The 25,248-nt window shown below is 42.3% G+C and carries 32 protein-coding genes and 1 riboswitch; of the genes, 30 read left to right on the top strand and 2 right to left on the bottom strand.

What is annotated here, in order from left to right; genetic code table 11:
• Window positions 1-20: 20 nt before the first annotated feature.
• The 20 genes from ACZ42E_RS08730 (at window position 21) to ACZ42E_RS08635 (ending at window position 15,802) form a co-directional block, all read left to right on the top strand.
• Entirely contained in the window at window positions 21-269 is a 249-nt protein-coding gene (locus ACZ42E_RS08730) for a DUF5320 domain-containing protein (protein WP_464891947.1), read from the top strand.
• A gap of 224 nt (window positions 270-493) precedes the next feature.
• Window positions 494-1,993: a response regulator gene (locus ACZ42E_RS08725; RefSeq protein WP_464891946.1), complete on the top strand. Its 1,500-nt coding sequence runs from the start codon at window positions 494-496 to the stop codon at window positions 1,991-1,993.
• 151 nt (window positions 1,994-2,144) lie between these two features.
• Complete coding sequence (locus tag ACZ42E_RS08720; RefSeq protein WP_464891945.1) at window positions 2,145-2,615, top strand: chemotaxis protein CheW; 471 nt, start codon at window positions 2,145-2,147, stop codon at window positions 2,613-2,615.
• Between the two features lie 99 nt (window positions 2,616-2,714).
• Entirely contained in the window at window positions 2,715-3,089 is a 375-nt protein-coding gene (gene acpS / locus ACZ42E_RS08715) for a holo-ACP synthase (protein ID WP_464891944.1), read from the top strand.
• Complete coding sequence (locus ACZ42E_RS08710; protein WP_464891943.1) at window positions 3,086-4,645, top strand: NAD(P)H-hydrate dehydratase; 1,560 nt, start codon at window positions 3,086-3,088, stop codon at window positions 4,643-4,645. Before acpS ends, ACZ42E_RS08710 begins: the two co-directional genes overlap by 4 nt.
• A gap of 13 nt (window positions 4,646-4,658) precedes the next feature.
• Window positions 4,659-5,135, top strand: a complete 477-nt coding sequence (locus ACZ42E_RS08705; protein ID WP_464891942.1) for a CBS domain-containing protein — start codon at window positions 4,659-4,661, stop codon at window positions 5,133-5,135.
• A complete protein-coding gene (alr, locus tag ACZ42E_RS08700) occupies window positions 5,128-6,252 on the top strand; it encodes an alanine racemase (protein ID WP_464891941.1) in 1,125 nt (374 codons plus the stop codon). The genes ACZ42E_RS08705 and alr overlap by 8 nt, the downstream gene beginning before the upstream one ends.
• Window positions 6,253-6,347: 95 nt before the next feature.
• Entirely contained in the window at window positions 6,348-6,617 is a 270-nt protein-coding gene (locus ACZ42E_RS08695; protein ID WP_464891940.1) for a CopG family ribbon-helix-helix protein, read from the top strand.
• Window positions 6,618-6,622: 5 nt separating this feature from the next.
• Window positions 6,623-6,973, top strand: coding sequence for a type II toxin-antitoxin system PemK/MazF family toxin (locus tag ACZ42E_RS08690; RefSeq protein WP_464891939.1), 351 nt, complete (start codon window positions 6,623-6,625; stop codon window positions 6,971-6,973).
• 126 nt (window positions 6,974-7,099) lie between these two features.
• Window positions 7,100-7,795: a gamma-glutamyl-gamma-aminobutyrate hydrolase family protein gene (locus ACZ42E_RS08685; RefSeq protein WP_464891938.1), complete on the top strand. Its 696-nt coding sequence runs from the start codon at window positions 7,100-7,102 to the stop codon at window positions 7,793-7,795.
• A 96-nt stretch (window positions 7,796-7,891) separates the two neighbouring features.
• The gene (locus ACZ42E_RS08680; protein WP_464891937.1) at window positions 7,892-9,037 is read left to right on the top strand and encodes an amidohydrolase; all 1,146 of its coding nucleotides are present in this window, start codon (window positions 7,892-7,894) and stop codon (window positions 9,035-9,037) included.
• A complete protein-coding gene (locus tag ACZ42E_RS08675) occupies window positions 9,030-9,221 on the top strand; it encodes a hypothetical protein (protein WP_464891936.1) in 192 nt (63 codons plus the stop codon). The genes ACZ42E_RS08680 and ACZ42E_RS08675 overlap by 8 nt, the downstream gene beginning before the upstream one ends.
• Before the next feature lie 99 nt (window positions 9,222-9,320).
• On the top strand, window positions 9,321-10,700 hold the full coding sequence (locus tag ACZ42E_RS08670; RefSeq protein ID WP_464891935.1) for a glycosyl hydrolase family 18 protein: 1,380 nt from the start codon (window positions 9,321-9,323) through the stop codon (window positions 10,698-10,700).
• Between the two features lie 149 nt (window positions 10,701-10,849).
• Window positions 10,850-11,536, top strand: coding sequence for a uracil-DNA glycosylase (locus tag ACZ42E_RS08665; protein WP_464891934.1), 687 nt, complete (start codon window positions 10,850-10,852; stop codon window positions 11,534-11,536).
• 24 nt (window positions 11,537-11,560) lie between these two features.
• Complete coding sequence (gene tsaE / locus ACZ42E_RS08660; RefSeq protein WP_464891933.1) at window positions 11,561-12,040, top strand: tRNA (adenosine(37)-N6)-threonylcarbamoyltransferase complex ATPase subunit type 1 TsaE; 480 nt, start codon at window positions 11,561-11,563, stop codon at window positions 12,038-12,040.
• A complete protein-coding gene (tsaB, locus tag ACZ42E_RS08655; protein ID WP_464891932.1) occupies window positions 12,030-12,740 on the top strand; it encodes a tRNA (adenosine(37)-N6)-threonylcarbamoyltransferase complex dimerization subunit type 1 TsaB in 711 nt (236 codons plus the stop codon). The genes tsaE and tsaB overlap by 11 nt, the downstream gene beginning before the upstream one ends.
• A complete protein-coding gene (gene rimI, locus ACZ42E_RS08650) occupies window positions 12,741-13,199 on the top strand; it encodes a ribosomal protein S18-alanine N-acetyltransferase (protein WP_464891931.1) in 459 nt (152 codons plus the stop codon).
• Window positions 13,200-13,298: 99 nt separating this feature from the next.
• A complete protein-coding gene (gene tsaD / locus ACZ42E_RS08645; RefSeq protein ID WP_464893517.1) occupies window positions 13,299-14,318 on the top strand; it encodes a tRNA (adenosine(37)-N6)-threonylcarbamoyltransferase complex transferase subunit TsaD in 1,020 nt (339 codons plus the stop codon).
• Window positions 14,319-14,454: 136 nt separating this feature from the next.
• A complete protein-coding gene (lgt, locus tag ACZ42E_RS08640; RefSeq protein WP_464891930.1) occupies window positions 14,455-15,237 on the top strand; it encodes a prolipoprotein diacylglyceryl transferase in 783 nt (260 codons plus the stop codon).
• On the top strand, window positions 15,230-15,802 hold the full coding sequence (locus ACZ42E_RS08635; RefSeq protein WP_464891929.1) for a 5-formyltetrahydrofolate cyclo-ligase: 573 nt from the start codon (window positions 15,230-15,232) through the stop codon (window positions 15,800-15,802). Before lgt ends, ACZ42E_RS08635 begins: the two co-directional genes overlap by 8 nt.
• Window positions 15,803-15,857: 55 nt before the next feature.
• Here ACZ42E_RS08635 and ACZ42E_RS08630 read toward each other — a convergent pair whose 3' ends face one another.
• On the bottom strand, window positions 15,858-16,778 hold the full coding sequence (locus ACZ42E_RS08630) for an SPFH domain-containing protein (RefSeq protein WP_464891928.1): 921 nt from the start codon (window positions 16,776-16,778) through the stop codon (window positions 15,858-15,860).
• A gap of 65 nt (window positions 16,779-16,843) precedes the next feature.
• Entirely contained in the window at window positions 16,844-17,266 is a 423-nt protein-coding gene (locus ACZ42E_RS08625) for an NfeD family protein (RefSeq protein WP_464891927.1), read from the bottom strand.
• 256 nt (window positions 17,267-17,522) lie between these two features.
• On the opposite strand from ACZ42E_RS08625, the gene modA reads away from it, so the two are divergent.
• The 10 genes from modA to groL all read left to right on the top strand — a co-directional run bounded on the left by modA (window position 17,523) and on the right by groL (window position 25,224).
• Entirely contained in the window at window positions 17,523-18,413 is an 891-nt protein-coding gene (gene modA / locus ACZ42E_RS08620; protein ID WP_464891926.1) for a molybdate ABC transporter substrate-binding protein, read from the top strand.
• Window positions 18,413-19,198 (top strand): ABC transporter permease, encoded by a 786-nt coding sequence (locus ACZ42E_RS08615; RefSeq protein WP_464891925.1) that lies wholly within the window; start codon window positions 18,413-18,415, stop codon window positions 19,196-19,198. The genes modA and ACZ42E_RS08615 overlap by 1 nt, the downstream gene beginning before the upstream one ends.
• A complete protein-coding gene (locus tag ACZ42E_RS08610) occupies window positions 19,185-20,261 on the top strand; it encodes an ABC transporter ATP-binding protein (protein ID WP_464891924.1) in 1,077 nt (358 codons plus the stop codon). Before ACZ42E_RS08615 ends, ACZ42E_RS08610 begins: the two co-directional genes overlap by 14 nt.
• Window positions 20,262-20,300: 39 nt before the next feature.
• Window positions 20,301-20,420: riboswitch (molybdenum cofactor riboswitch) on the top strand.
• 55 nt (window positions 20,421-20,475) lie between these two features.
• Window positions 20,476-20,649, top strand: coding sequence for a hypothetical protein (locus ACZ42E_RS08605; RefSeq protein WP_464891923.1), 174 nt, complete (start codon window positions 20,476-20,478; stop codon window positions 20,647-20,649).
• 16 nt (window positions 20,650-20,665) lie between these two features.
• Window positions 20,666-21,649 carry a GTP 3',8-cyclase MoaA gene (gene moaA / locus ACZ42E_RS08600; protein ID WP_464891922.1) on the top strand — a complete coding sequence of 328 codons (984 nt, stop codon included), beginning with the start codon at window positions 20,666-20,668 and terminating at the stop codon, window positions 21,647-21,649.
• 2 nt (window positions 21,650-21,651) lie between these two features.
• Window positions 21,652-22,131, top strand: a complete 480-nt coding sequence (moaC, locus tag ACZ42E_RS08595; protein ID WP_464891921.1) for a cyclic pyranopterin monophosphate synthase MoaC — start codon at window positions 21,652-21,654, stop codon at window positions 22,129-22,131.
• A 12-nt stretch (window positions 22,132-22,143) separates the two neighbouring features.
• Window positions 22,144-22,584 (top strand): MOSC domain-containing protein, encoded by a 441-nt coding sequence (locus ACZ42E_RS08590; protein ID WP_464891920.1) that lies wholly within the window; start codon window positions 22,144-22,146, stop codon window positions 22,582-22,584.
• Window positions 22,584-23,072, top strand: a complete 489-nt coding sequence (locus ACZ42E_RS08585) for a MogA/MoaB family molybdenum cofactor biosynthesis protein (RefSeq protein ID WP_464893516.1) — start codon at window positions 22,584-22,586, stop codon at window positions 23,070-23,072. Before ACZ42E_RS08590 ends, ACZ42E_RS08585 begins: the two co-directional genes overlap by 1 nt.
• Before the next feature lie 210 nt (window positions 23,073-23,282).
• The gene (gene groES, locus ACZ42E_RS08580; RefSeq protein WP_464891919.1) at window positions 23,283-23,573 is read left to right on the top strand and encodes a co-chaperone GroES; all 291 of its coding nucleotides are present in this window, start codon (window positions 23,283-23,285) and stop codon (window positions 23,571-23,573) included.
• 31 nt (window positions 23,574-23,604) lie between these two features.
• The gene (gene groL, locus ACZ42E_RS08575; RefSeq protein ID WP_464893515.1) at window positions 23,605-25,224 is read left to right on the top strand and encodes a chaperonin GroEL; all 1,620 of its coding nucleotides are present in this window, start codon (window positions 23,605-23,607) and stop codon (window positions 25,222-25,224) included.
• Window positions 25,225-25,248 lie beyond the last annotated feature (24 nt).

The following is a 25,248-nucleotide window of genomic DNA, read 5'->3' as shown; positions in this document are numbered from 1 at the left end:
CAAAAAAGGAGGTGTAGATTATGCCGGGTTTTGACGGAACCGGTCCTTTAGGATATGGACCAGGAAGCGGAAGAGGTTTGGGATTTTGTGGCAGAGGATTAAGGTACGGTTTTGGCTATGGCAGGAGAAGAGGCAGAGGTTTTGGATGGAGCAGAAGTTTTGGTTGGGGACCTGCCGGGTATGCATTTGATCTTAAAGGATATAAAAAATATCTGGAAGAAGAGTTGAAGGCAGTAAACGAAGAACTTTCCCGGGAAGAAAAAGAATAAAATATAATTCCCCCTTTTGTACTGTAAAGACGGCTTGCCATACAAGAGCCGTCTTTTTTTATTTTAATAAAAATATTTTTCAGGTTTATTATTTCGACAGGGAAAAGATGGGCTGAATAGGTATAATTTATATAAATATTACAAATTTTATTATTTTTATGTTCTTAAGGTAACAGATAATTAACAAAAAGTGCCCATTATTTTTAAAACCGGGAGGTGCAGTTTTGGATTCAAATCTTTTATACCGTAGGACGGTAGGTGCTTTGAGGGAAAGAACAGGTTTTAATATTTATAATAATAATATAGAAAGACTTGAGGATTTGGATATTTTTTTCCTGATAACAGATGAAGCTTTTAATATGCTGATAGGGAGCCAGGAAGTCAGAAATTTATGGCATTTAGATGGATTAAGAAAAGAGATAGCCTCTTTTGATATAGAAGATAAGTCAAAAATCATAGAAGTGAAGATGGATGAAAAAGGGGTAAGAAATTTTAAGATATATAAGAAAGAGTTTATTGATTATACAGGAGAAAAGTGCTTTGTTTTTTACGGTGTGGATATTACAGATGTTATTAGCCAGAAGAAGAAGGCGGAAGAGGTTAACCGGATTAAAAGTGAGTTTCTGGCTAATATAAGCCATGAGATAAGAACCTCCCTGGTAGGTATTCTGGGATTTTGTGAAATAATGGAAAACCGTAGTGGATTATTAATCCAAAAAGAAAGCATAGAAACTATACATTACTGTGCTAAACAGCTTCTGGGTCTGGTAAATGATGTGCTTGATTTATCCAGGATTGAAGCGGGACAGGTAACGATAAGGCAGGAAAGGTTTAATCTTTTCAGGTTGATAAAAAAGACTGCTTTTGCTTTTCAGCCCAGGATAGAAGAAAAAGGGCTTGCTTTTTGCCTGTTAATTGATGAAAGAATACCGGAAGAGGTAATAGGGGATGAAGTGCGGCTAAGGCAGATACTGAACAATCTTTTGCTTAATGCGGTACAGTATACGGATGAGGGCTATGTCAAGCTGGAAGTTGTCCTGGAAGAAGAAGGAAAAGTCGGGTTTAAGGTTTATGATACGGGAAGAGGGATTAAAGAAAATGATGTGGAGCTTGTTTTCCGGCCTTTTGTGCGTCTGGCAGTTGCGGAAAGGGAAAGCACGGGCAGTGGATTGGGATTGGCTATTACCAAACAGATGGTTGAACTTATGGGAGGGAATATATGGTACAAGCCTAATGGTGATAAAGGGTCAATTTTTGGCTTTTCTTTGCCTTTAAAAAGAGTTGAAGAGGGAAAAGGAATGACGGAACAGGAAAAGGATGATATCTCTAAATCTTTATATAATTTATCTTCCGCCAGGCAGGTTTTACTGGTAGAAGATATAGCTGTAAACCGCAAATTAATCAGCTATATGCTTAAAAATCTGGGCTATGAAGTGATAGATGCTGAAAATGGGAAGAGGTGCCTGGAAATTTTACAGGAAAAGAGGCCTGATGTTATACTGCTTGACATGCAGATGCCCGTTATGGACGGATACCAGACAGTTAGGATTATAAGGCAGACGGAAGGGATAAGGGATATACCGGTTGTTGCTTTGACTGCCTATGCGATGGAGGGAGATGGGGAGAAATGCCTGGAGGCAGGCTGTGATTATTATCTGAGCAAGCCTTTTACCCAGGAGCAGCTTAAGAAAGTTATAGAAGTATGCCTGAGTGACAGGTTATAGAATTTTAATGTCGTTTAATGTAATATGTCGCGAAATATTTTTTATTATTAAAAGGATTTTATGCCTAAAATGTTAAATATAATGTATATTATAAATTAAGGGAGAATTTTTAAAGTAGCCTGGTTTAAGGCAGGATGAGGAGGGTTAGAAGATGGCTGATGAAATACAGCTGGTTGTATTTACTCTAAAACAGGGTGATGTTACCTGCGAATATGGGGTACCGATAACGAAAGTGCAGGAAATCATACCTATGACTACCCCCACTAAATTGCCGCAAACTCCTGATTTTGTAGAAGGCATCATAAATCTGCGGGGCAAGATTATACCTATTATTGATTTGAAAAAAAGATTTAATATGGGAGCTTCAGAAATTACAGGGGAAACCCGCAGTGTAGTGGTAGAGGTGGAAGGACAGACAGTAGGCATAATTGTGGATGAGGTAAGTGAAGTGCTGCGGCTGCCGGTAAGCAGTATTGAACCTCCTCCTGCAGTTATGGGCGGAATTACCGCTGAATATTTGAAAGGGGTAGGTAAATTAGGGGATAGGCTTTTGATACTTCTGGATATGGATAAGATACTTACTGAGCATGAAAAAAAAGAGCTGGCAGAGGTAAAGGAATAGATTTTATTGTTGGCATAAACAGCCCTGGAGGGATAAAGTTTCCAGGGCTATTATTTTTGGGTTATAATGCATATATAATAATTTACAGGGTGGGTTAATATGTTGATAGGTATAGATATTGTGGATATAGAGCGTATAAGAGAGGTGGTTAACCGGACTCCGCGCTTTTTAAAGCGGGTTTTTACTCCCCAGGAGATTGCTTATTGTTTTGGCAAAAAAAATCCTTACCCGTCCCTGGCGGCCAGGTTTGCAGCCAAAGAAGCATTGCGCAAAGTACATCCCTGTTTTGCTAAAGGGATAAAGTTTCAGGAAGTAGAAGTGAGAAACAGGAAAGATGGAAGGCCTGAGATCGTATTATATGGAAATGCTTTGCTTTTTAAGGAGAAGGCAGGGATAGAAACTATATCCCTCAGCTTGTCCCATTCCAGAAATCAGGCAGTGGCGGCTGTCATAGCAGAAGGAGGGATAGAGTGAAGATATTGAAAGCGGAAGAAATGAGGATTATTGATAAGACAGCTATTGAGGAATATGGGATACCTGGCATTGTCTTGATGGAAAATGCCGGGATAAGAACCGTGGAAGTTATAAATGAAATACTGGGAGATATAGTGGATAAAAAAGTGGTGGTAGTCGCGGGAAAAGGGAATAATGGAGGAGATGGGCTGGTAATAGCCAGGCAGCTTATGAATGGTGGCGCAAAAGTTGCAGTTTTTCTTATGGGCAGAGCAGATGAGCTTACTCCTGATACGAGGATAAATTATGAAATTCTGCAAAAAATAAAAGGAGACATTTATCCTCTGCATGAACCGGAACATATGGGCGAATTTGCCGAAAAAATCAGGGAGGCTGAAATAGTAGTTGACAGCATATATGGAATAGGATTTAGGGGAAGTTTAAGCGAATTTGAAGCCGGGGTAGTAAATATAATTAATAAGAGGGAAGTGCCGGTAGTGGCAGTAGATATACCGTCAGGAGTAGAGGCTGATACAGGCAGGGTACATAACATAGCGGTAAAAGCGACCCATACCGTTACTTTTGCAGCACCCAAACTGGGCCATATTTTAGAACCGGGAGCAGTTTTTACAGGACAGCTTACGGTGGCTGATATATCTATACCCCGTTTTTTGCTTAAGCAGGAGACTTTAAAAAATAATCTTATTATGCCAGAACTGATAAGGCCATATATAAAAAGGAGAAAACGGGAAACCCATAAGGGAACTTATGGACATGTGCTGGTAGTAGGAGGTTCCCTGGGGATGACCGGGGCGGTAAGCATGGCTTCTTATGCTGCTCTGCGTGCTGGAGCTGGGCTGGTTACCGCTGCAGTTCCTGAATCCTTGCTTCCTGTAGTGGCAGCTTCCCGGCCGGAAATTATGACTTTTCCCCTGGCGGAAACCGGGAAGGCAGCTATTGCCCTGGAGGCACTGCCGGCTATAGAAAATCTTTTGGGGGCAGTGTCTGTTTGCGCGGTAGGCTGTGGCATGTCCCGCTATACAGAGGCTAAGGCCATAATGAATTTTATACTTGAAAAATCAGGGGTGCCTCTGGTAATAGATGCTGATGGCATTAATGCCCTGGCGGAAGATTTAAGTATTTTGGAGAACCGGCAGGTACCCGTGGTTTTGACTCCTCATCCCGGGGAGATGGCAAGGCTTTTGAAAAAGAGCACAAAAGAGGTACAGTCTGACAGACTTAATATAGCACGCAGATTTGCGATGGAATGGAATGTAACTTTAGTTTTGAAAGGCAATAAAACCGTGGTGGCAACTCCAGGCGGAGATACCTATATAAATTTGACCGGAAATCCAGGTATGGCAACTGCAGGCAGTGGAGACGTGTTATGCGGCATTATTGCCGGTTTTATTGCCCAGGGTCTTAATCCCCAGATGGCAGCAGTAGCCGGGGTATACGTCCACGGAAGGGCAGGCGATCTGGCTTCTGACTCTAAAGGGGAAAGAGGGCTTATAGCTCTTGACCTGGTGGAGTGGTTGCCGGAGGTTTTAAAGGAAATGGAAAATAGCCAGTACTAAAGATAATAATTAAGTGAAAAGAGGGGTTAAAAATATGCTGGCCAAGGACATAATGACAAGAGAAGTTATTACGGTTAAGCCGGATACAACAGTGGAAGAAGCTGCCAGGATTATGGTGGATAACAAAGTAAGCGGGCTTCCGGTAGTAGATGAGGAAGGGAAAATACTGGGCATAGTTACTGAAAAAGATTTGATGGTTAAAGCGTCTGAGCTTAAGGTGCCTTTTTATATTACTTTATTTGACAGTATTATTTTTTTAGAAAACCCCATAAAATTTAATAACCATATAAGAAAATATTTTGCTTCCCAGGTGAAAGAGGTAATGACTGCCCGGGTGATTACGGTAGACGAGGATACTCCGGTTAAGGAAGTAGCCCGCATTATGCAGGCAGAAAAGGTGAACCGGGTGCCGGTTACCAAAGATGGAGCTATAACCGGAATTATTACCCGGAACGACATTTTAAAATCGCTGGTAAGAAAAGATGGATAATAAAAGGCCTACCTGGGCAGAAATAGATTTAGGAGCTTTAAGGCACAATATTCGCAAAATCAGGGAAGCAGCAGGCAAGGCCAAAATAATGGCAGTAGTGAAGGCTAATGCTTATGGGCATGGGATGCTGGAAGTATGCAAGGTTTGTCTGGAGGAAAAGGTTGAATATTTTGGGGTAGCCAGCCTGGATGAAGCTTTATCACTGCGCAGGGAGAATGTAAAAACTCCGCTGCTTATTCTGGGGTTTGTTCCTCCCTGCTATGCCGACATAGTAGTAGAAAATGGCATAACGAGCACGATTTTTAACTGGCAGGCGGCCAAAGCCCTGTCGGAAGCAGCAGTTAAGAGAGGGGAAAAAGCCCGGATACATCTTAAGATTGATACCGGTATGGGAAGATTAGGTTTTTTGCCGGATGACAGCAGCATTGAGATAATAGAAAAAATAGCCAATCTTCCTGCAATATTTATAGAGGGCATATTTACCCATTTTGCTACTGCGGATGCTGAAGATAAGACTTTCGTCTATGAACAGCTGGCCAGGTTTAATCAATTTGTAGCCGAAATTGAAAACAGGGGGATAAAAATTCCTTTAAGGCATTGTTCTAACAGTGCCGCTCTTATTGACATACCGGAAGCTCGTTTTGATATGGTTAGGGCAGGCATAATTTTATACGGGCTTTATCCCTCAAGACAGGTAAACCATGATAAGCTGAAAGTTATCCCGGTAATGCGTTTAAAGAGCAGGATAAGCTTTCTAAAAGAATTGCCGCCTGGATATACGGTAAGCTATGGCAGGACTTACTGCTGTACTAAACCGACCAAGGTGGCAACTGTTCCTATAGGATATGCCGATGGATACAGCCGGCTTTTATCCAACAAGGTGTGGGCGATGGTAAGAGGGGTTAAGGTCCCTTTAATTGGGACAGTATGTATGGATCAGTGCATGTTTGATGTATCAGAAGTAGAAGGGGTAAAGGAAGGAGATGAGGTTATTCTCTTTGGACGTGAGGAGGATGGAATAACTGCTGATGATTTGGCTTCTATCATAGGGACGATAAATTATGAGGTGGTATCCTGCATAGGACCCCGGGTTCCCCGGGTGTACATTGATGGTTAAAGGAAGAAGAAATTATTGGATTTGCGAGCACCTTTCTATTTTATATATAATGTTTATATCGGTTTATATGTTTGGTTATTTTGGAGGTGCTCGTCTTGCCAGCCTCAAAGAGGATAATAATTACAGTTCCGGAAAACCTACTTTCCGAGGTTGATAATATAATGCTTGCTGATTCTAAAACGCGCAGTGAAATAATAAGGGATGCTATAAAGTTTTATCTGGGGGAGCGTAAAAGAATTTTAATGAGAGAACAGATGAAAAAGGGATATATGGAAATGGCAGAAATAAATCTGCGCATAGCCTGTGAAGATGTGGGAGTGGAAGATGTGAGTGTGAAAAATAGCCTAGAAAAATTGTTGGAGTGATATACTTGATGATAAAACGAGGTGAAATTTATTTTGCTCAGCTAAATCCGGTTATAGGATCAGAACAGGGCGGAATAAGGCCGGTTTTGGTTGTGCAAAATGATATTGGCAACCAGTATAGTCCTACCACGATTATACTGGCCATAACCTCACAAATAAATAAAGCAAAGCTTCCTACCCATGTTGAGTTAAAAGCGGAAACTTATGGTTTGGAAAAAGATTCAGTTATACTGGCAGAACAGATAAGGACGATTGATAAAACCAGGCTGAAACAGCGTATTGCTGTATTGAATGAAGAAACGATGAAAAAAGTCGATGAGGCTTTACTTATAAGCCTGGGTTTAACCGAATTATAAATCATACATAAAAAGGATTCCCGGTCTTAAAAGGCCGGGATAATTTTTTGTTTAGATAATAATGTTTTTCTAACCGGGGTGGTTATATGCATATGTATAATTAACTTACAGGTGGGAGGGGATTTTTTGCGGCCGATTATTGGTATAACAGGAAATTTTATAGAAGATGAAAATTTTACCGGAGTCAGGAAATATTATATTGATGCGGTATTAAAGGCAGGGGGGAATGGGATTATTTTGCCTCCTGTTGTTGATGAAGTAATAGTAAATAGCTACCTTAGTATATGCCAGGGCTTTATTTTTACAGGAGGAGGGGATATAGACCCTTTTTACTGGGGGGAGGAACCGTCGCCGGCAGTAAGAAAAATAAACCCCCTGCGGGACAAGTTTGAGATGATGCTGGCTACGAAGGTTTTGGGAGGGGTTAAACCGGTTCTGGGTATATGCCGGGGATGTCAAGTTTTGAATGTAGCTGATGGGGGAAGCCTTATCCAGGATATTTCTACTTCTTTGTCTCACGAACAGAATGCCCCGGAAAATCACCCTTTTCATGATGTATTTATAGCCAAAAACAGCATCTTGTACAGGATACTGGGAGAAGACAGGATAAGGGTGAACAGTTTTCACCATCAGGCGGTATATAAACCTGGATTAAATATGAAGGTGACCGCCAGATCATCTGATGGGACGATTGAAGCAGTTGAAAGCAGGAATCATCCTTTTGTTGTAGGTGTGCAGTGGCATCCGGAATGCATGGAAGATAAATACTCTTTTTACTTATTTAGGTCTTTCATAAATGCTTGTCTTCAGTATAGCTGTTAGTATTATAATATATTAAATCCATGCGGATAGGTATTTGAACATATAAGCTTCCTGATTCATAAGATAATAAGGGAGAGGAAAGGGGAAAACAATTCTATGCTGGCCATAAAAAACGGCAGGATACTTACCATGGACAGGGAAGGGTTAATAGAAAACGGTACTATAATTATTGAGGACGGTTTTATTAAAGAAGTAGGCACGGATATAGAAATAGGGCCGGAATATGAAGTTATTGATGCTAAAGGATGTTTTGTAACGCCGGGGTTTATTGATGCTCATACCCATATCGGGCTGGAAGAAGAGATATACCGGGTAGAAGGGGATGATGTGAACGAAGTAAGTGACCCGGTAAGCCCCCAGCTGCAGGCAGTTGACGGGGTTAATTTTGCAGACCTGGCTTTTGCTGATGCTTTAAAAGGTGGAGTAACCAGAACGGTAAGTATGCCGGGGAGTGCCAATATCATAGGCGGGCAGGCAGTTTTTTTAAAAAACCTGGCCTGCAGCATGACCGAAATGGTTTATAAAAATCCTCTGGCGGTAAAAGCAGCTTTGGGTGAAAATCCTAAAAGGGTATATGCAGCAGAAAAGAAATCCCCCAAAACCCGGATGGCCAATGCCAGCCTCTTAAGGCAGGCTTTTTATACTGCCTTAAAGAAAATGGATAAAAAGGATTTGCCACCTGAAGAGGAGTTCAGGCTTTTGCCGCTTTTTAAGGTTTTAAGAAAAGAGATGCCGCTATTTTTGCATGCCCATCGGGCAGATGATATTTTAACGGCTTTGCGAATAAAGGATGAGTTCGGTTTTGACCTGGTAATTCAGCATGGGACCGAAGCTTTTATGATAGCTGACGAACTTGTAAAAAGGGATGTACCGGTATTTTTGGGGCCACTTCTTGTTAACCGGGCTAAAGTGGAGATGAAGGAGGTTTCCTTCCGGAGTGCTTACCTTCTGGATAAGGCAGGAGTAAATTTTGCTTTTGTAACTGACCATCCGGTAATCCCGGTTGAACATTTGCGAGTTTGTGCGGCTTTAGCGGTAAGGGAAGGCTTGCATGAAGAAAAGGCTCTTAAAGCATTAACCCTGAATCCGGCCAGAATACTGAAATGTGATGGTGAACTGGGCTCTATCACTCCTGGCAAAAGGGCAGATATAGTTATTTTTGATGGACATCCGCTGGAATTCCGCTCAAAAGTAAGATATGTCCTGGTTGATGGGCTTTTATGGGGGGATAATCTTGAATAAGGGAGATATTTTTACCGTATATATTGATGGCAATATCCTTACCGTTTGTGTATTGGGCTTTTATAAGGAAGAATACAGCGGTGAGGAAATGGTTATTCTGGCGGTAGTAAACCAGGATAATCTGGTGCATATTCCAGCAGCAGATTTTGAGGCTATTTTCCCCCATAAAAAATATTTGAATTAAAGAGTGCTATATTTAAGGCTCCCTCTGAGCGGGGAGCCTTTTAATTTGGCATTATTTACATAAAGGAACGGAGGGGTTTTATGCGAATTTTGTAAAAAAATGATGTTTTTAAGAGGTGAAATAGACTTGACTAAAAAATTAGCAGCAACGGGGCTTATATTCTGCATTTTATTTGCCATTTTTGTTTATCCTTCCCAGGCAGCCAGTATTAACATAAAAATTGACGGACAGCTGTGCACCTTTGAAACTGAACCCCAGCTGGTAAATAACCGCGTTATGGTGCCGGTGCGCTTTGTAGTTGAACATCCTTCATTAAAGGGGGAAGTTTTTTGGGATGGAAGTGCGCGCAAGATAGCCATTAACTGTCAGGGAAGGTACATAGAATTTTACATAGGCAGCCTTAATGCTCTGGTGGACGGCAAGGTTTGTTATTTTGACGCACCTCCCTATATTTATAAAAATCGGACTTATATACCTTTAAGATTTTTAGTTGAAACTTTGGGAGCCAAAGTGGCCTGGGATGGGAAAAAGCGAGAGGTTGCCGTAAATTTTGGTGATGCAGGGGCTAGAAAAATTGTATTTGCTTATTATTATTACCGGGCATTTGATGAATTAAAGCAGAATGCTGACCTTTTTACGGATGTGGCTTTCCGCTGGTTTATAACTAATGGCAAAGGGGACCTTAATTATGAGTACCGGGATGATTACGGGGAGATTTTAAAATTTGCCCGGGAACGCGGAATAAGAACCCATGCGAGTGTGGCTTTAATGGTAAAAGATCCGCTGCATGAGCTTTTGACCAGCAGCCAGAACCGAAAAAGGCTTATTGATAATATTGTTTATGTAGTAAAAAGGGATGGGTATAATGGCGTAAATATTGACTTTGAGTTTATAGATCCTGCTGATGGGCCTTATTTTACCACTTTTTTGCGGGAACTGAAAAATGCGCTGGGCAGTGATGTTACCCTTTCAGCAGCGGTTTTTGCCCGTACTGGCAAAGAAAAATGGCCGGTAGCTTATGAATATGAAAATATAGGGAAAATAGCGGACTATGTGGTAGTTATGGCTTATGATTACAGTTATTCTACCTCATCTCCGGGGCCAGTTGCTCCTTTATGGTGGGTAAGACAAGTGGCAGCCTATATGTCGGCACGTATCGATCCCGCAAAGGTGCTCCTGGGAGTGCCTACTTATGGTTATGATTGGTCTTCCGCTGGAGGAAAGGCAACTACGGTTACTTTAACCAAACTTAACAGCCTGAAGAGCAAATATAAGCTTAATGAGTATTTCGACAGCTCAAGCATGAGTCCGTATTATATATATTATGATGAATATGGAAATAAGCATACCATCTGGCTGGAAAATAAAATGAGCCTGGGGGAAAAGCTTAAGGTAGCGAAGGATTATGGGTTGGGGGGGATTTCCTTCTGGCGGATAGGAAACGGTTTTGCAGATTTATACGAGATTTTAAGGGAGTAAAGAGAAAATTAAAAATTTCGTCAAATATTGTGATTTATAATATATAATTAATGTGTAAAGCAGGCCGCCTTTTTGAAGGCGGTTAAATTTTGCCTTTCAAAAAGGTAATTTAAGGAGGAGAAAAGGTTATACTTTAGGGAGGGGATATTGTGGAAAGGCAGCCTGATCTTTTTGAAGGGTTATTTCCAGAATTGGAAAAGGAAGAGGTAAAAGATGTAAGCCGGGAAGAAGTAACCTTGCCTTTTCTGGCAGGAGTTAAAATAGAAGAGGCTTATCCTCATATCAATGATCTGGATGAACTTAAAAAGATAGCGGTTAATTGCCAGGGCTGCCGTTTAAGGTCAGGCTGTAAACAGGTGGTATTTGGAGAAGGACCTCATAACAGCCGTATTATGTTTGTTGGCGAAGGTCCAGGCCAGGATGAGGATGAACAGGGAAGGCCTTTTGTAGGACGAGCAGGACAGCTTTTGGACAGGATACTTAAGGCGGCGGAAATCCCGCGAGAAGAAGCTTATATTACCAATGTGGTAAAATGCCGTCCTCCCGGAAACAGGCTGCCTAACCCGGATGAAGTAAATATTTGCCGGGGTTATCTGGAAGCCCAGATAAGGATAATAAAACCAGATATTATAGTCTGTTTAGGGTCTCTAGCCAGTCAGGTGATTATAAGCCCTAAAGCCCGCATCACCCAGATAAGGGGAAAATGGTTTAGCAGGCAGGGAATAATGATAATGCCTACTTTTCATCCAGCAGCGCTTCTTCGCAATGAGTCTTATAAGCGTCCCTGCTGGGAAGACTTCAAGCTTATACGGGATCAGTTCAATAAACTTAAATAAATGGGTATTTAATGAGGTGAGTAAATGGAACTGGTGGTTACAGGTGCTGAAGATATGGAAAAATTGGGGGAAAAGCTGGCTAAGATGCTTGAAAGAGGGGATATAGTCTATTTAATCGGGGAACTGGGAGCCGGCAAAACTACCCTGGTAAGAGGCATAGCACGGGGATTGGGATATAGGGGCAAGGTTACCAGTCCAACCTTTACCCTTATGAATATTTATGAGGGATCAGTGCCGATTTTTCACTTTGACTTTTACCGACTGGACAAGGATGCAGATTTGCAGGATTTGGGCCTGGATGACTATGTGGAAAAGGAAGGGATATCCCTTGTTGAGTGGCCCAAGCTCCATTCAGGCTTTTTGCCGGAAGAAGCCCTTTTTGTAAATATAGATATTCTGGATAATGATTATGATAAGGGAAGGATAGTAAGTATTGTCGCTAAAGGTAAAAAATATGAACAAAAGATTAAGGAGTTGAAGGGGATTGCTGCTTTTGGCAATTGACAGCGCTACTCCGGTAGCCGGGGTAGCTATTTTAAATGGGGATAAGGTTTTATATGAGGAATTTTGTCATTATAAAAAAACCCATTCCGAAACCTTGTTGCCCATGATTGATCGTGCCCTTAAAGTTTGCGAATGTACTCTTAATAATATTGATGTGATTGGTGTTACAGCCGGGCCAGGTTCGTTTACCGGACTCAGAATAGGAATGGCAGCTGCAAAAGGTTTAAGTTTAGCAACCGGAAAGCCGCTGGTTGGGGTATCTACCCTGGATATGCTGGCAGCTAATGTTTTGCCCTGTGAAGATATACTTGCGGTGCCTGTTCTTGATGCGCGCAAAAATGAGGTTTACAGTGCAATTTATGCTTTCAGGTATGGGACCGTGCAGAAGGTAGTGGATGAAAAGGCATGGGGAATAGAAGAATTGGCTTTAAAAATAAACGAGAAAAAAGAAAGCCTTTTTAAAAAACATGTGGTGATGCTGGGCGATGGCTATCATCCTTATGCTGAATACTGGCAGGAGGTTTTGGGGGAAAACCTGATCCTGCCTCCGGAACATCTGATGTATCCCCGCTCAGCTGCTATGGGTAAAATAGTTCTGGCCAGGGCAGAACGAGGGGAGTTTGCCGATGTGTTTACGTTGACACCAGTTTATTTAAGGCTTTCAGAGGCTGAATACCGTTTGGGAAGAGGAGAGCTCTAAATGGAAGCAAAAAGCATTCCTTTTATTATAAGGAAAATGACAGAAAGGGATCTGGATGAAGTAGTGCGTATTGAAAATGAGTCCTTCCCGGTCCCCTGGTCCCGGGAAGCTTACCGGCATGAGCTAAAAAACAATTTCGCCGTATATCTGGTTTGTGATTTTGAAGGTGAAGTAGTCGGCTATGGCGGCATGTGGATAGTATTTGAAGAAGCGCATATAACTAATATTGCCGTAGATAAAAATTTTCGCGGCCGGGGGATGGGAAGAAGGCTTCTTGAGGAACTGGAAAGGATAGCGCGGGAGAAGAATGTCCTGCGCATAATACTGGAGGTTAGGCCTTCCAATGAGGTAGCCCGCAGGCTTTATCAGAGCATGGGCTTTGTGGAAACCGGTATCCGCAAGGGCTATTATTCTGATAATGGAGAAGATGCTATTGTAATGACCAAGCTGCTTTTTTAAGGACGAAATTAATGACACTTTTCAACAGAATTCACTTTTTATCCACAGATTTTTGTGGATAAACTCATAAAACTGGGGATAAATTTTGTGGAACTGAGGGTGAAAAGAGTGCAGGATATAAAGATTTTAGGGATTGAAACATCATGTGATGAAACAGCGGCTTCGATTGTGAAAAACGGCAAAGAGATAATGTCGAATGTGGTGAACTCTCAGATAAAGGTTCACCAGCAGTTTGGCGGGGTAGTGCCTGAGGTAGCTTCCCGCAAGCATATTGAGAATATAGCTATGGTGGTTGATACTGCTTTTAAAGAAGCAGGCATAGGTTACGAAGATATTGACGCTGTGGCGGTTACCAACCGGCCAGGGCTTATTGGCGCTCTTCTGGTAGGGGTTTCATTCGCCAAATCATTTGCTTATGCCCTCAATAAACCACTTATAGATGTAAACCACCTTTACGGGCATATTTATGCTAATTTTCTGGAACATGACGATATAGAGTTCCCTCTTGTTTGCCTGGTGGTTTCCGGGGGACATACCAGCCTTCTTTTTATGCAGGATATGGAGAAGTATGAGGTTATTGGGGAGACGCTGGATGATGCGGCAGGAGAAGCTTTTGACAAGGTGGCTCGTTTTCTGGGATTAGGCTATCCTGGAGGGCCAGCAGTTCAGAAGGCGGCAGAACAGGGAATAAAAGGACGCTATCAGCTGCCCCGGGTTTTTTTGGACCGGGAAGATTTCGACTTCAGTTTCAGCGGGCTTAAGACAGCAGCTATGAATTTGTGGACCAGGCTTAAGAGACAGGGAGAAGAAAATGTTTACGATATGGCAGCAGAATTCCAGGCTGCTTTAGTTGAGGTACTGGCAGTTAAAACGGCTCGTGCTGCTGAAAAATATAGAGCCAGAAGTATTCTTCTGGCGGGAGGGGTAGCTGCCAACAGCGAACTCAGAAGGGCAGCAAAAATGGAAGCTGATAGATTAGGAGTTGAGCTTTATTATCCTTCTTTAAAGCTGTGCACAGATAATGCAGCTATGATAGCAGGCAGTGCTTATTATAAGTTTGTCAAACAGCAGTTTGCTCCCCTTAACCTGAATGCTTATGCTTCCATGACTGTTTTGTGAAGAAAAGCTGTGGATAATGTGTATAAGTCTGTTGATAACTTTTAAAGTTTTTTGGGATATCTGATAAAGAAAATAAGGGATGAACATGGAAACAGAAAAGCTGATTAATTTTTTTGTGGATAAGTAAAGAGGAGGAGTGAAAATATTGCATCCGGTTTTATTAAAGCTGGGGCCTTTTACGGTATATTCCTGGGGTTTTATGCTGGCTCTGGCGGTTGTCATAGGTATCTGGGGAGTAGGAAAGTTATTTGAAAGGGAAGGCTTTTCTCCCGATACTGCCCTTAATATGTCCATATTTATGGTTTTGGCCGGGGTTATTGGTGCCAGGTTGCTTTATATTGTAGTTTATGAATGGCAGGATTTTTTAAATAGCCCTTCATCAGTTTTATGGAGAGGCAATTTGGCTGGTTTAATATGGTATGGAGGCTTTATAGGAGGGTTTTTGGCCTATTACATATATGTTAAGAAAAATAGGCTTCCTTTTTTTAAAATAGCTGATATGTTTGCTCCTTATATAGCTTTGGGCTATGCTATCGTAAGGATAGGCTGTTTTTTGAACGGCTGCTGTTATGGGGCAGTAACTGATTCCGCCTGTGGCGTAGTTTTTCCTTATGTAGACCATTTTAACCGTTATCCGACTCAGCTTTACAGTTCTTTTCTAAACCTGGTATTGTTTTTTATTTTATGGCGGCTTTATGAACAGAAAAGGTTTGACGGGCAGGTTTTTGCAGTTTATATAATAGGGTATTCTGTCTATCGCTTTATAATAGAATTTTTCCGGGAAAGCCTTATAAACTACGGCATTTTTACATTGGGACAGGTATATACTATAGCCCTTTTTGTAATAGGGATTATACTGTACTGGTGGCTTAAAACCAGATCTCATATAAACAGCGGCAGGGGTGGTAATAATGGATGATCGTCGTGATGAGCTAAGAAAAATGATAAGTGAGAAGCGCAAAAGCCTTTCTCCGGAAGAGGTAGAAAAATTGAGCCAGAGGATATGCCAGAAACTTCTGGAAATAGATAAGATTCGCAAAGCACGGGTTATTATGGGTTTTTCCAGCATCAAGAATGAGGTTAACCTGATGCCTTTTCTTGAAGAGCTTAGAAAAGAGAAGACTATTGTTTTGCCGCGGGTTATGGATAAGGAAAACATGGAGGCTATAGAATACCGGGGTAAGGAGTATACCAGCAGCGGGCCTTTTGGCATAGTGGAACCGGTGGGGGAACCTTTTGATCCTTACAGGATTGATGTAGTGCTGGTACCCGGGTTAGTCTTTGACTATAAAGGGTATCGTCTGGGTTATGGAAGAGGGTATTATGACCGCTTCCTTCCCCGCTTAAGAAAAGATGCTTTCTTATGCGGCATATGTTATGATTTTCAGGTAGTCGAGACAGTATATCCCCATGAAGCAGACTTCCCGGTCCACTGGATTGTTACAGACAAATCTGAAGTAGCTGTAAACCTGGATTATTTTTAAAGATACAAAGGGGAAACGGTTTATGTTTTATACGTTTCCCCTTTTTTAACTTCGGTTATTTATTTACTTCTTTAAGAGCGGCAAATACTCCGCCCAGGCCTGCCAGGTCGCTGGGGATGATAAGTTTGGTAGCCTGCCCGTCTCCCAGTGCTTTTAAGGTTTCCAGCGCTTTTAAAGCGAGGACTTTGTCGTCAGCAGCTGCCTGTTTTATCATGACCAGGCTATCAGCAAAGGCTTTTTGCACCATGAGTATAGCTTCTGCTTCTCCCTGGGCCTGCAGTATTTTGGCCTGCCTTTGCCCTTCTGCTTCTCTTATCTGGGCTTCTCTTATCGCTTCCGCATTAAGGATGGCAGCCTGTTTTTTACCTTCTGCTTCCAGAATAGCTGCTGTTTTTTGCCCTTCTGCCCTTAATATGGCCTCCCGTTTTTCGCGTTCAGCGCGCATCTGTTTTTCCATGGCATCCTGGATATCTTTGGGGGGGAGGATGTTTTTGAGCTCTACCCGGTTTACTTTTATGCCCCATTTATCCGTAGCTTCGTCGAGTATCGAACGCAGCTTGGTATTTACTATGTCGCGGGAGGTTAAGGTTTCATCAAGTTCCAGTTCCCCTACGATGTTGCGCAGGGTGGTAGCGGTCAGGTTTTCGATGGCCAGGATGGGGTTGGCTATTTCATAGGCGTATTTAAAAGGGTCAGTTACCTGATAATATACTACGGTGTCAATCATCATGGTAACATTGTCTTTGGTAATTACCGGCTGAGGCGGAAAATCTACTACCTGTTCCCGCAGATCGATGATATAGCGAAAGCTGTCAATAAAAGGAATTATGATATTTATGCCCTGCTGGGCAGTTTTATGGTATTTTCCCAGCCTTTCCACTATTCCCACGGTTGACTGTTTGATTATTTTGATAGAAGAAAAGCCGATTATTATGACAAATATGACAATAAGCACCTGCAGAATAACACCTAACATAAAAACACTCCTTTCCTTTTTATGTTTATGGACCAGGGGGAAGGTTCTTGTGGCTTAATCCCTGGTCAGGCTTTTTTTACCTTGAGCTTTACTCCGTCGATGCCGACTACTTCGATGCGGGTGTCAGGTTCTATTTCTTCATCAGATATGGCTGTCCATATTTCCCCATTTACCTTAACTTGCCCGGTAGAAAGCGGTTTTATTATACTGAGGGTTATGCCGTGCTGGCCGATGAGGGCGCTTACATTGCTGGCTTTGTCTTCAGTGCGGATAAATTTGATAACCAGCGGACGGGTAAATATGATGAATAACAGGGTAAGAAGAGCAAATACCAGGAGCTGGCTTTCCAGATGGGAAAGGATATTGAGGCTTACCCCCAGGGCTACTAAAAGCGCGGAAAGAGACAGCCACAGGAACCAGAAACCGGCTGTGAATATTTCAATTACTCCAGCTATGATAGCTGCTATAATCCAGTAAGAAGCAGGCAAAGCAAAACCTCCTTTCGTTTTATTCCTAAATGTATGATAACATAATAAACTTTATCTATTACAGATAATTGCCGTATTATTTTAAAAATTTTTTGGAAAAAGTTATTTATTATTACAGGTTGTTGGTGTTTATTCGTTATACTATAATAAGAATAACGAATAAGGGATATAATTATTTAATATTTGAGCATGGTTTTGTTTTATGATTTACTATTACTTAGCGTTATATTAATTGGGGTATAAGGAGGAAAAATAGGTGAAGAAGGTTTTTTTGGTTTTGGTTTTAGTGCTGGCTGTGCTCACAGGTACTGCCTGCAGCAGCGGGCAAAAAGAGAACGAAAACAAGAAGGCGGAGTTGAAAAAAGATGCTGCTTTGCTCGTTTTTGCCGGGGCAGCCAGCAAACCCCCTACGGAAGAAGCAGCCAAAGCTTTTGAGGAAAAGACGGGGGTAAAGGTGGATCTCGTTTTTGGTGGTTCCGGTTATGTGCTTTCCCAGATGGAACTTGGCAAAACCGGGGACATATATTTTCCAGGTTCCTCCGACTATATGGAATTGGCCAAGCAAAAGGGCCTTGTAATCCCGGAAACTGAAAAATATGTAGTTTATCTGGTAAATGCTATAAATGTGCAAAAAGGAAATCCGAAAAATATCCACTCCTTAAAGGATCTGGCCAGGTCGGGCATCAAGGTGGGCATAGCCAATCCGGAAGGGGTTTGTGTAGGGCTTTATGCGGTAGAAATAATAGAAAAAAACCTTTCCCCTGCTGAAAAAGAGATGCTTAAAAAGAATATTGTAAATTATCCGGAAAGCTGTGAAAAAACAGCTAATGCTGTAGCTATGGGTACTGTGGATGCGGTTATCGGCTGGAGCGTTTTTGAACACTGGGATCCGGAAAAAATAGAAACTATTCCCCTTAAGAAAGAAGAGATTATAAGGGTGGGCTATATCCCGGTAGCAGTATCTTCGTTCAGCAAGAATAAGGAGCTGGCTCAGGAATTTATAGATTTTCTGGTTTCCGAAGAGGGACAGAAATTTTACAGGAAATATAAATATTTTACTACTCCGGAAGAGGCATTTGCTTATATAGGGGAGAAGCGCCCGATTGGTGGAGTATATAATCTGCCGGAAGGCTGGGTTATAAAATAATGAGCTTTAAAAAAATATGCATATTATGTGCTGCGGTTATATTTATTGTTTATGCAGGTTTGATAGCAAGCCTGTCCAGTTTTTTTTCCCTGGAAAGGATGTTTAATATAATAGCTTCAGGGAGAACCCTTTATGCTATAAAGCTCAGCCTTTTAGCCGCTACCGCAGTTACTTTTCTTTCCATGCTGGTGGCGGTGCCGGCTGCTTTTGCCCTTTCGCGCTATGATTTTGCAGGCAAGAAACTGGTGGATACGGTGCTGGAGCTTCCCCTTTTTGTTTCTCCAGCTGCCCTGGGGGCCATGATTCTAATATTTTTTAATACCTCGCTGGGGATCTGGATACAGGCTAATATAGAACAGTTTGTCTTTACTGTTTATGGGGTTTTGCTGGCTCAACTGGTGGCAGTTATGGGAATCTCGGTAAGGCTTGTTAAGGCCGTGTTTGACCAGATACCTGTCCGCTATGAAGAAGTGGCGCGTACCCTGGGAGCTTCAGCCGGCAGGGCTTTTTTCACGGTTACTCTGCCCAATGCCTGCAGAGGGTTGCTTTCGGCTTTTGTTCTTACCTGGGCTAAAGCTATCGGGGAATTTGGTGCTACGGTAACCGTGGCAGGGACTATAGCCTTGAAGACCGAAACTCTGCCGATTTCTATATATATGAGGCTGGCTACTGCTGATATAGAAGGAGCAGTTGCATCTATAATTATTTTAATAGCTATAAGCCTTCTGGTGCTTTATGTTTCCCGGTTTTTGCTGGCAGGTGATAATTATTATGCTGGAAGTTGAAAATCTCCGGGTGCAGGGTGGAGATTTCACGGTGAAGGATATAAGTTTTGCAGTTGCCAAAGGGGGCTGCCATGTCTTGCTGGGGCCTACCGGGAGCGGCAAAACTTTGGTGCTGGAAACTATAGCCGGGCTGCGCAGGGTGCAAAAAGGCAAAGTGAAAGCATATGGACGGGATATTACTTATCTTTTGCCGGAGAAGAGGGAAATAGCTTATTTGCCTCAGGATTTGGCCCTTTTTCCGAATATGACTGTACGGGAAAATATAGCTTACAGCCTGCGCATGAAAGGTTTCCCCAAAAAAGAGCAGGAAAAAAGGATAGTTCCCATAGCAGAAGCTTTAGAAATAGGAAGCCTCCTTGACAGGAAGATTCATTTCTTGAGCGGAGGGGAAAAACAGCGGGTGGCTTTGGCCAGAGCGCTGGCCAGCAACCATAAAATTATGCTACTCGATGAGCCTTTGTCTTCTTTAAATGTGGCGCTCAGGCGTGATATATGGAGGATTATCAAGGAATTGCAGAATAAGCATGAGCTTACCCTGGTAGTGGTTACCCATGACCTGGAAGAAGCTTTGTTTCTGGGTGACAGTATAAGCCTGATGGCCAGAGGGGAAATTTTGCAGTCAGGAGAAAAAAGAGAAGTTTTTTATAATCCTTTAACGGTAGAAGCGGCCAGGATACTGGGGGTAGAAAATTATTTTGCTGCAGTGGTGGAAGAAGTAAGGGAAGGATATGTAAATGCTTATGCCCCTTCGCTGTTTTCTCATCTCTTTATAAAAGACAGGCATCCTGAAAAACATAAAGGAAGTGAAGTAGTTTGCGCAATAAGGGGAGGAGATATCCTGATAGCTGGCCAGGATGCTTCTGATGAGGGATTTAATACATTCGACTGTGTTATTCAAGATATATGGGATAAGGAAAATAATATAGTACTATCAGCTGCTCCCCTTGAAAATCCTGGTTTTCAGCTGCAGATTGCGTTATTCAGGATGCGCAGCTTTGCATACTGCAAGGGGCAGAAGATAACGGTCAAACTGCCCCCCGATGCGCTGATTATTTTAAATTAGGGTTATGAATCAGGAAGAAAAATGTTATATAATGTTTATAAAAAATAAAAACTCCGATTCAGTTTAGCCTAAGGCTTAAAGCTATGGCGGCTGAACGACAGGGTATAAAGGGAAACCTTTATGCCTCCCGGGTAGGAAAGGAGTGTAATTCTAAAAGCAGGGATTCTTACACCCTTTTCCGGGGTGTTTTATTTTTATTATGGGGAGGATGGCTATGGACAGGGAAAAGATAGCGGCTTTGTTAAAGGAGAGGGCTAAAGGAGGCAAAATAACCTGCACGGAAGCAAGAAAAATAGCAGAAGAGCTTAAAGTTTCCCCCAGAGAAGTAGGCAATATGTGTGATGAGCTCAAGATAAAGATTTGTGCCTGTGAATTAGGCTGTTTTTAAACAGGGGGCATTTAAAATGGTAGATGGATGGGGAAGAGAAATAAATTATATGCGTATTTCGGTAACCGACCGCTGTAATCTGCGCTGCCTTTACTGTATGCCTGAAGAAGGGATAGATGATAAACTTAGTCATAAAGGGATTTTGAGTTTGGAAGAGCTGGCCTATCTTGCCAGGATAGCGGCTATGGTAGGAATAAAAAAGGTGCGGCTTACTGGAGGAGAGCCTCTGGTCAGACGGAATATTGAAAAACTTGTTGAATATATTGCCGGAATACCGGAAATAGATGATATTGCCCTTACTACCAATGGCATAAGGTTCAAGGCTTTGGCAGACAGGCTTAAAGAAGCGGGCCTTAAGCGGGTAAATTTCAGCCTGGACAGCCTGAAAGGGGAGAGGTATTACTATATTACAAGGGGTGGAGATATTAGGCCTGTTAAGGAAAGTATATTTAAAGCTCTGGAATTAGGCTTAAATCCGGTAAAAATAAATACCGTAGTTATAAAAGGCTTTAATGATGATGAGATAATGGATTTTGCTTCTCTGGCTTACAGGTATCCTCTGCATATAAGGTTTATTGAGTTTATGCCGGTAGGGGATCTTCTTTTCTGGCATAAGGACAAGCTGATTAAGAGTGAGGAAATAAAATCACAAATAGAGAAAGAGTTTGAGCTTACCGTTCCTGAAAAAATTGCGGGAAGCGGCCCGGCCAAGTATTTTAAGATAAACGGTGGACAGGGGTCAATTGGCTTTATAAGCCCCATGAGCAATCATTTTTGTCATGAATGCAACCGCATCAGGCTTACAGCTGATGGCAAACTAAGAGGATGCCTTTACGGCAAGGAAGAAGTGGATTTGTGGGAAGCCATGAAAAAGGGAGCTTCTGATGAGGAAATGGTTTGCCTTTTTATGGAAGCCATTAATAATAAGCCAATCAGACATAAAATGAATGCTGGCTGGGGAGCAGAAAATGAGCGCAAAATGTATCAGATAGGGGGATAAAAGTGGATTTTACCCACATTAATGAACAGGGCAGAGCTAAAATGGTGGATGTCACCTGTAAAGCTGATACGGAAAGGCTGGCTGTGGCACAGGCCCGGGTGGTCGTGAGGCGGGAAACCCTGGAAAAGATTAAGAGCGGTGGCCTGAAAAAGGGGGATGTTTTAGCAGTGGCCCAGGTAGCAGGGATAATGGGGGCCAAGAAGACTTCTGATATTGTTCCCATGTGCCATCCCCTTATGCTTACGGGTGTAGATATAAATTTTGTGCTGGATGAGGAAAACAGTGAGATAATAATAACTTCCGAAGTAAAAACAACCGGTAAAACAGGAGTGGAAATGGAAGCCTTGACGGCAGTAAGCATTGCTGCCCTTACTGTTTATGATATGTGTAAGGCAGTAGACCGCTGGATGAAGATTACAGATATAAAGCTTATCGAAAAAAAGGGAGGCAAAAGCGGGCATTTGATAAGAGAGGAAGATTAAGGGGGATTTGGTTTGAGAGAAGGAGTTTTATATTCTATAAGCATAAGTCCGGAAAGAGGACAGCTGAAGACAGAAGTCCCTGAGGCCAGGGTGATTGAGAATTATGGGATTGAAAACGATGGGCATGCTGGCGACTGGGACCGGCAGGTTACCTGCCTTAATAAAGCCAGTGTGGATAGAGTGAATAAGGAATATGGGCTTAATGTGGGACCGGGAGGATTTGCCGAAAATCTTCTGATCGAAGGGATAGACCTGGTAAGTATAGGGGTAGGCGGAATGCTTAAAATCGGTTCTGATGTTGTCTTAAAGGTTATGCAGATAGGAAAAGAAGATCATCCCAGTGTTGTTACCAGAACTTATGGGGGGATAACCCTTCTACCCTATGAAGGATTGTTCTGCAGGGTGATAAAGGGAGGAATTATCCGCAAAGGGGATAAGGTTGAGGTGTTATGATGTACAGGACAGGCATTTTAATAATGAGCGACAAGGGATCTAAGGGAGAGAGGGAGGATTTGAGCGGAAAAGCTATAAAGGAAATACTGGGGGAAAAGTATGTTTGTGAATATTATGCCATACTACCGGATGAAAAGGAGATTATAATTGATAAACTCAAATATGCCTGTGATGAACTAAGGCTGGATCTGGTTTTAACTTCGGGAGGAACTGGTTTTTCTATGCGGGATGTTACCCCGGAAGCTACCAGTGAAGTGGTGGAGAGATTAGTTCCTGGCATTCCGGAAGCTATCCGTTTTTACGGCCTTCAAAAAACCCCCCGGGCCATGCTGTCAAGAGGAATAGCAGGAATAAGGGGGAAAACCCTGATTATTAACCTTCCCGGAAGTGTAAAAGGGGTAAGGGAAGGCCTGGAAGCTGTCCTGCCGGCTTTAGAACATGGGCTTGATATACTTAAAGGAGAAGATGGAGAATGTGGGCAGCCTTGATAATTTATTAAAAACTATGATTTTTAAAGGTATAAAAAGAAAAAAGAAGGAGCATAATATAAATCGGAAATATTGGGCAGATTTAATAAGTGTTGTTATTTGAAAGCTTATTAAGTCTTGCCTAATATTATAGATAGCGATTAGCACTCGCACTTAATGAGTGCTAACAACAAACGGAGGAAAAAACTAAATATAAAAGGAGGTATACCTGTGAAGATTCAACCGTTAGGAGATCGTCTGGTAGTTAAAGTAGCCGAAGTAAAAGAAGAAAAGACTAAGAGCGGACTTTATGTTCCGGATACTGCCAAAGAAAAACCGCAGGAAGGCGAAGTTCTGGCAGTAGGCCCAGGAGCACGCAATGATAAAGGTGAAAGAATGCCGATGGACATCAATGTGGGCGACAAGGTTATTTTCTCCAAATATGCAGGAACCGAAGTAAAGATTGATGGTGAAGAATACCTTATACTCTCAGAGCGGGATGTTCTGGCTATAATTAAATAATTACCAGCAGAAAAGGAGGTAAAAGTAGATGATTGCAAAGGAAATCAAGTTTGGCGAAGAAGCTAGAAGGGCTTTGGAAAGAGGAGTAGACGCATTAGCTGATGCGGTTAAGGTTACTTTAGGTCCTAAAGGAAGAAATGTAGTATTGGACAGAAAGTTTGGTTCTCCTACTATCACCAATGACGGTGTTACTATTGCACGTGATATAGACCTCAAGGATCCCTGGGAAAATCTGGGATGCCAGCTGGTTAAAGAAGTTGCCACCAAGACTAACGATGTAGCTGGAGACGGAACTACTACGGCTACTGTTCTGGCACAGGCTATGATTAAAGAAGGCCTTAAGAATGTAGCTGCTGGTGCCAATCCGATGATAATGAAGAAAGGAATTGAAAAGGCAGTTAAGGCAGTAGTGGAAGAAATCAAGAGAATAAGCAAACCGGTTGAATCCAAGGAAGCTATTGCCCAGGTTGCCTCTATTTCTGCCAGTGACCCGGAAATCGGACAGCTCATCGCTGATGCTATGGACAAAGTAGGAAGAGACGGAGTTATTACGGTGGAAGAATCCCAGTCTGTAGGAACTTCTCTCGAAGTAGTTGAAGGAATGAGCTTTGACCGCGGATACATCTCCCCCTATATGATCACCAATGCTGAAAAAATGGAAGCTGTTTTAGAAGAACCCTATATCCTCATTACTGACAAGAAAGTTTCCTCTATACATGAAATTCTGCCTGTATTAGAAAAAGTTGTACAGACCGGCAAACCGCTTCTTATCATAGCTGAAGAAGTAGAAGGAGAAGCTTTGGCTACTATCGTAGTTAACAAATTGAGAGGAACCTTTACCTGTGTAGCTGTAAAAGCTCCTGCTTTTGGCGAAAGAAGAAAAGCTATGCTTGAAGATATAGCTATACTTACTGGCGGTAAAGTTGTATCCGAAGATATGGGAGCTAAACTGGAAAATGTAGACCTTGACATGCTGGGCCGTGCCCGTCAGGTAGTAGTAAAGAAAGAAGAAACTATCATCGTTGACGGCGCTGGTTCTGAACAGGCTGTAAAAGACCGTATTGCCAACATCAAGATGCAGCTTGAAGAAACCGAATCTGAATATGACCGTGAAAAACTGCAGGAAAGAATGGCTAAACTGGCTGGTGGGGTAGCTGTAATCCATGTTGGTGCTGCTACTGAAACCGAGCTTAAAGAAAAGAAACACCGCATTGAAGATGCTTTAGCTGCTACCAAGGCTGCTGTAGAAGAAGGTATTGTTCCGGGTGGCGGGACTGCTCTTATCAATGCCATGAAAGTGCTGGACAGCCTTGAAGCTGAAGGAGATGAACTTACCGGAATTAAGCTGGTTAAGAAAGCTATGGAAGAGCCGCTGCGCCAGATTGCTAACAATGCTGGTGTAGAAGGTTCCGTAGTGGTAGAAAAGGTTAAAGAAGCTGCTCCTGGCATAGGCTTTAATGCCCTTACCGGAGAGTATGAAGATATGATTGCTGCGGGAATTATTGACCCGGCAAAAGTAACCCGTTCTGCAATCCAGAATGCTGCAAGTATTGCGGCTATGCTGCTTACCACCGAGGCCGTAGTTGTAGAAATTCCGGATAAGGATGAAATGAAAGCTATGACCGGTGGCGGCGGAATGCCGATGATGTAATAAGGCTCTCCCCCCTTTAAATAT

The organism is Thermosyntropha tengcongensis (genome assembly GCF_055381335.1).
Note: the sequence above shows the minus strand (reverse complement) of the source record. Positions and strands in the feature narration are given on the sequence as shown.